Source organism: Pseudomonas sp. 5Ae-yellow, assembly GCF_014077575.1.
GTDB classification, from domain to species: Bacteria; Pseudomonadota; Gammaproteobacteria; order Pseudomonadales; family Pseudomonadaceae; genus Halopseudomonas; species Halopseudomonas neustonica.
The window spans coordinates 1-6,043 of record NZ_JACGWE010000077.1 but is presented as its reverse complement, the minus strand read 5'-3'; the positions used below and the strand labels follow the sequence as shown (position 1 = coordinate 6,043).

Sequence of the window (6,043 nt, the reverse complement as noted above, 5' to 3'; positions counted from 1 at the left end):
CGTGACCGGTGATTCCGGGATATCACCCAAAATCGGTCACGATAAAACGGAATGAGCGGTCACGTTAGCCCGGAACAGGCGGTCACGTTCAAACGGAATGGGCGGTCACGATGGGCCGGAATATGCACGAGTATCAAACGCCCTTTGCAATAAAGCCGACAACGGATCATTCATGCGGCAAGTCCTTTCGAGTCGGCAGGTCAATATCACTAAGCGGCTGGAAGCCTTTATGGGGCCTCCCGTTAGGTACCAACGACCCCGATGATTTCTTCAAGCGCTGGTTTGGTTTGAAGTCCTGAACGCACGAGATCAGCGAACTGGCACATCATCTGGACGGCGCCGGGATTATCCTGTGCTTGCAGGATAAATGACCTGACCAGGCTCTCCAGAGCTTCGTCCGCCTCGGTGCTCGAGTGATGGACCAACTGAGCAAATCTTTCATGCGCCTGCTGCCCATTGGTGTTCTCATCCAGGCCGAACAGCCTTGAAAAAACAGTCCCCAAAGAACCAGCGAGATGGTGCTCAGGCCGACTCCAGTATCTGCTGATGCCATCTTCCTGCCCTGCCCTCTCAAGCTGCTTTCGTATCTTGTTAGGGATAGTCGCTGATGCCTTGATGCGATTGAAGTACATGTGGCTGGCAAGACTCGACGCATCCTTTACTACCTTCCAGATAACGGACCACAACTGGGAGGTGCTATAGACACGCAAAGCTTGTCTGATCGTGCCTTTGATTCTCTCGACGTCCTCAGATCCGAAGGCGAGATTGTAGATTCGGCACTGGTCTAGAAGGTATCTCGCGGCGTCGCTGGTAGCATAATCAAGCCAAAGATCGAACAAGGCGTCTGGGTTGTTGAACTCTCGCTCCGCGATCCTTCTTATGACGTCCTCCCCCCGCCCATATTTGTCGTCGGCAACTAGGAAAAACTCTGCCTGAGCCCAGCGCATCACAATCTGACCGTTTTCAAGAAAATAGGTCCCTGGCCTTGCCGCGCTAGGCTGATCCAAGATTATCCCTACCTCACGCAGGCGTCTGAGAAAAAAACCGCCATCATAGGGAGCCAGCGCGGCGCATTCATTCTCCCTGAAAGTACCTTTAGTAAGGCGAGGGCCTATTAGAGCGTCCATGGCCAACAGCAGCACACAGATATCATCTGGCAATGCATCGTATGAGATAGTCCTGCAAGCCATGTCATGACTGCGCTTCTGCAACACGCGCTGTAGCTCGGCCTCTTCGGCTTGCTTTATCCGAAGCTCATCTTGCTTGATACGCTCTGCACATGGAGTGCAAGGGCGGATAGAAAGCTCAAATGCTTTTCTCGGCTCATGACGCTTGGTTACCAAGACTGGCCCATTGCAAAGACTGCACTGCTGATTCTCATCATAAGCACGACAATACTTGCGTACATGGCTGCTTATAAAACTTGACTGAGTCAGCTGACGAAAGGGAACCAGACCAGTCACTTTCTCCAAGTACGTACCCGCTTCATCCATTGCCCAGTACCGCTTCGCCAGTTCAATCTCGTCGGGATCCTGGGTTAAAAACTCTAGCCTAACTGCCATTCACAATGCCTTTTTCATTTGGTGCATCTGCCAGTCATACCTCGAGAACCAGAGTCGGGTCAAAACCCTCGACTTCTCCCGGATAGCCTCGCGGATTGCTCACCACCCGAGTACCGTTGATAACGTAATCAACAGGGAAATGGGTGTGCCCGTGGAGCCATAAATCTACTGGCGCTACAATCAGATCATCCCACGCGTTGGCGAAAGCGCCGTCAAGCAGACCGCCTGCATGGGGGCTGCCCTCTAGCGATTTCATTGACGGGGCATGATGGGTGATCACAACTGTCTTGCCGTCAAACGGCGTAGCCAAACACTCTGTGAGCCAGCTCCTACTGGCTAGGGATCGGGCTATGAGATCAGCGGGCTCGATAAAACGGGATTTTTCAGCGCGAATGCATTTGAAGTCTGGGATCGCGTTTTGCGCTGTCCGGGAAGCCTTCTCGGTATTTCCGGTGCTGCTAAAGTCCGTCCACATGGTCATCCCGAGAAACCGAACATTACCTATAACGATTTCTTCGCAATCGAGTATCCAGACGTTATCGCCGGCCGCCGCCCTCATTTTTTGAAGCGTATCCGTTAGGTCGCCGCCGTAAAATTCGTGATTCCCGGGTATATAGATAACTGCACAGTTGAACGCTTCCTCGGCCCAAGTCACACCCATCTGATGGGTGCAGATATCGCCAGCAAGAACCACCACATCAGCGTCATCCACCTCGGGCACAAAGTCTTCACACTCTAAATGCAGATCTGACAACAGATGTATTCTCACGCTAATTTACTTCCCTCTTAACAGCGCCCAGAGCCGGCGACAATAAGATACATATTACTCGTGTCTGAATATAACACTCTCAAACCATGCCCTTTTCTGCGGCTTAACTTTGTCCCGCACAGCACTGAGATCAGCTTCCTTGGCGGGCTCGACATTTATCGCTCTTGCATTACCCTGCCGCTTGTCTCCGTAGCGCATGATGGAGTTGGTTGACTGATGACCCATAATATAAGCGATTGTTTTCGAATCGAGTCCAGATGTTTTTAGATTCGACCCAACTTGGTGCCGCATTGAATACATGCCAGGAACCACCTTCCGTCGCGGCCAAAGCTTCAGACCTTCCGTCCGTATTCGATGCCTTATCGCATCTATAGTAATAGCTGGCTGAGATCTAAGAATGTCGATGCAGTTGGTTATGATATTTTTCGTTGTCTCGTCAGTTATGGTCAACAAACGATCAGCGCCTCTCCCACCGCTGGTTTTCTTTGCGCCCCTGATGAAGAGCGTATCCCCATCAAGCCGCATCTGCTTAAGTTCTGCCGGCCTGGCCCCTGTCTGACTTATAAGGCATACAGCCGCAAACGCTTCTTCGTAGCCAGAATTTCCCAAATGCTGGACTAGGACCACCAAGTCATCATTGGAGAACGACTTGGCTCGACGTGGCTTCGGCTTCTTAACGAGAGTGCTACCCCTGACGGTAACCGGATTCACTACCGCCCTGATCTTATTAGCAGCCTCAGGATGCCCCTTATTTTCAAGGTCAAACGCGATGGCATTTTTCAGCCGCCTGAAATAACCAGGCTGAAAATTCTCTGCGGTTTGAACCAAAGAGTCCCTTATGGCCGAGATACTTAACACCGCGCCATTCATATGACGCAGATAATAATATGCCGCAAGTTTTACATATTGCTTCTTGGTTTGATCGTTCATAACGCACCGATTTCTTTTTATTAGGGCTCTCAGCCGGTTTGTATATGATGAGGGCCTGTTCGGTGCAGAACAAGTTTACAGCTTGCCATCCTTGGTTATATATGAATATAAGCCACGCATAGCATGGAAATATAAATCAATAAGCTATTCAATATACTGTCAGACTTACCCGATTTTTGATGTCAAAAACTCAGCCGCTTCGCGAAAAGGCGTTGTCAAAAATTGCTCGTTCCACTCTCAATTTTTAGACATTTCGCCAGAAAACTGAACTCGTCTCACCTGCGTTCGACAAGTTGCTCGTTTTTGGCGAAAGTCTACAACGCCCCCATACTTGACGGTCAAGTATGGGTAACGTCGAGCCGTACTCGATGAATCGAGTACGGCTTGTATGTTTGCCATCAAACGCATGCCGACAAGCGCTTCGCACCCGTCGAATTTAGCGACCCATTAAGCAGGCAGCCGTACCTGGCTTAAGACCATAGCTGGCTCGACCATGCCGATCGGTCTTCTGCCAAAGCGTACTTGGCCTCAGCGAATTGGCTTTCTAGCATTGCGCGCACCAACCCTTCCTTTCGCTTGTTGGTCACGTGAGGCAAGCCACCTTGTCCGACTTGATCGCGCTCCCAACCAAAGTCTTCTAGAAAAGACACTATGCATACAATGGGTATCCAAAGACTTCCTTCCAAAACCTGATGCTCTGAGTCAAATGGCATGTATTTGAGAAATGTCCTCCAACGGTCAAGGATTACCTGATAGTCCGACATATCAATCTTGTAAAACTTGCATGCCTCGAGCGCGTCAAAATAAACCATCCCTTTGGACGAGGTAACGAGTTGGATGAAACCTTTAAGCTCTGGCCATTGCAAAGCAAGCACTCCTATCTGAATATCCCAAAAACCGATATTCGCATATTAGTAATACCTTAGCGCCTTGTCAACACTTACCAGAGGCGCTTGTGTCGAAATCTCTTTATCGTCCTGAAACAACAATTCTGCTCAAGCTGCTCAAGGAATACCGAACAGAAGCAGGCTTAACACAGGCCGATTTTGCGAAGGCGCTTGACCGCCCACAATCGTTTGTAAGCGACATAGAACGCGGTTCACGCAGACTCGATCTGATCCAACTTAGGGATATATGTGAGGTGCTGGGGTTAAGCCTTATCGACTTCGTTACACGGTACGAGCAGTTAGTAGCGGAATCGCGGCAACAGTGAAGGTGGCCCGGAGCCTCCAAGGTCGTAGACCACAATGATCAGAGCCAGCGAATCGGACCTACACCGGTTGTTCCTAATATGAGCGCTAGCACTCGCCTATCACAGCACTGCAGCGCTTTGCATAACGGTAACGTTTGTGTAGCCAGCTTCGAGGAGACCCTGCTGTGTGGCAAGCACGCAACCTGAATTGTAATCTGGTTCATACCAGGCGCCCGTTAAGGAGATGGGTGTGGATAAAGGAACACCTAGCTCTGCGAGATGACTAAGGGCGATCTCTGTGTGTTCTGGATCGTCTGCTTCTAGCCTGTCGGCAAGCATCGGCGATCTTGAAATCGCATCTTTAATGGCTCTCTCGAGGAGAGGGTAAAGCCCAAGCTCGTCGCTCAACCAACCGTCGAGTACCAGTATGTTGCCCGACCAGCCGTTTAACTCGTCTATCACAGCTTCCCTGGCAGCATCTGCTTCGTCGGAAAGATTCATGTCCGCCGAACCACATAACGAGCCAGGGTGGACCAGGATTAGCAACGGGCTGAATTTATTCTGGTGTGAACTGTTTTCTTGCATAGATACCGCTCGTGGAAGGTTGCTATTTGGTCGAGGGCTGGTGAAAGCGTTTTTATTCACCGCCCCAGCATCCACGACAGTTTTGATGGTAGAGGTCACGAATTGCCGAGTCAATATTTATTTATCTTGTTTTTCAATGACTTATTATACTGAGTATACCAGAAGAAATATTTCAAATGCGCAAGCTAACCCCATACCAAAAGTACAGACTTGTCGCTGGACAATTACGGACATGCCCCTGATTGAGCGCTGAAACCAGAAGCTTGGACAGATAGGAATTTGAGGCTTTCAGCCTTGCCATCAAAATACCGACGTAGCCATCGACGTGCTCGATATTGATACTGCGCCCCGCAGGTTGATAACCGAACTTTTTGAGCGCGTAAGCCCGGACGATAAGGCTTTAGCGAATCCTCCGCTAGCGAAAAACGATATCCCAGTCTCGCATCACAAGGTCGCGGCAGGCTGCTGGTGCGCCCCCGAAGCAGCGTTTGGAAGTGGTTTCGAGCCTCTCTGTCGAGTCGTAAACGATGGCTTCACCCGTTTCATCTACCAATACGCCGCCGGCACCGAGAAGAATGGCGTGACCCGCCACTACGTCATGAGCTGACGTGGGGACGAGGGAAATAGCCGCAACCGCGTCGCCAGCAGCTGCCGCCGCCAATCTGTAGGCGATGCTAGTAGTAGGCACAGGTGTCGCGGGCGCGCAGAGTTGCGCGTTTAATCCCAGTTTCTTCCGAGCTCCGTTGCTGACCAACACGCTAGTGCTGCGCTGCAGTTCAATGTCGCAAAGCGAACGCTTCAGCATCAGGCCGTTGCGGTAGATGTAGTCCATCCCCAGTGCCCAGGCGATGCAATCCGAGCCGCGATCCTCGGTCACGGTGTAGTGGTCAACTGATTCCGGACAGTGGATAAAGTTTTTCCTCTGCCTTGGCAGGTGCTAAACCATCATTGAATTGATGTGGTCTTAGCCAGTTGTACCGTGTCATCAGGTAATAGCTGATGTCT

General features: G+C 50.7%; 6 protein-coding genes. 1 reads left to right on the top strand and 5 read right to left on the bottom strand.

The window, feature by feature from the left end; all coding sequences use genetic code 11:
- Nucleotides 1-242: 242 nt before the first annotated feature.
- From H4J77_RS19000 to H4J77_RS18990, 3 genes are read right to left on the bottom strand one after another with little or no spacing between them, the layout of a single operon-like run.
- A complete protein-coding gene (locus tag H4J77_RS19000) occupies nucleotides 243-1,562 on the bottom strand; it encodes a hypothetical protein (protein WP_123890787.1) in 1,320 nt (439 codons plus the stop codon).
- A 34-nt stretch (nucleotides 1,563-1,596) separates the two neighbouring features.
- Nucleotides 1,597-2,331, bottom strand: a complete 735-nt coding sequence (locus tag H4J77_RS18995) for a metallophosphoesterase family protein (RefSeq protein WP_123890788.1) — start codon at nucleotides 2,329-2,331, stop codon at nucleotides 1,597-1,599.
- Nucleotides 2,332-2,385: 54 nt separating this feature from the next.
- Nucleotides 2,386-3,261 carry a tyrosine-type recombinase/integrase gene (locus H4J77_RS18990; RefSeq protein WP_123890789.1) on the bottom strand — a complete coding sequence of 292 codons (876 nt, stop codon included), beginning with the start codon at nucleotides 3,259-3,261 and terminating at the stop codon, nucleotides 2,386-2,388.
- A gap of 955 nt (nucleotides 3,262-4,216) precedes the next feature.
- Between H4J77_RS18990 and H4J77_RS20055 the strand changes: the two genes are divergently transcribed.
- Nucleotides 4,217-4,474 (top strand): helix-turn-helix domain-containing protein, encoded by a 258-nt coding sequence (locus tag H4J77_RS20055; protein WP_182249991.1) that lies wholly within the window; start codon nucleotides 4,217-4,219, stop codon nucleotides 4,472-4,474.
- A gap of 99 nt (nucleotides 4,475-4,573) precedes the next feature.
- On the opposite strand, the gene H4J77_RS18980 is transcribed toward H4J77_RS20055, so the two are convergent.
- Both H4J77_RS18980 and H4J77_RS18975 read right to left on the bottom strand, forming a co-directional pair.
- On the bottom strand, nucleotides 4,574-5,038 hold the full coding sequence (locus H4J77_RS18980) for a hypothetical protein (RefSeq protein ID WP_182249989.1): 465 nt from the start codon (nucleotides 5,036-5,038) through the stop codon (nucleotides 4,574-4,576).
- Between the two features lie 415 nt (nucleotides 5,039-5,453).
- The gene (locus tag H4J77_RS18975; protein WP_182249987.1) at nucleotides 5,454-5,915 is read right to left on the bottom strand and encodes an inositol monophosphatase family protein; all 462 of its coding nucleotides are present in this window, start codon (nucleotides 5,913-5,915) and stop codon (nucleotides 5,454-5,456) included.
- Nucleotides 5,916-6,043: the final 128 nt, after the last annotated feature.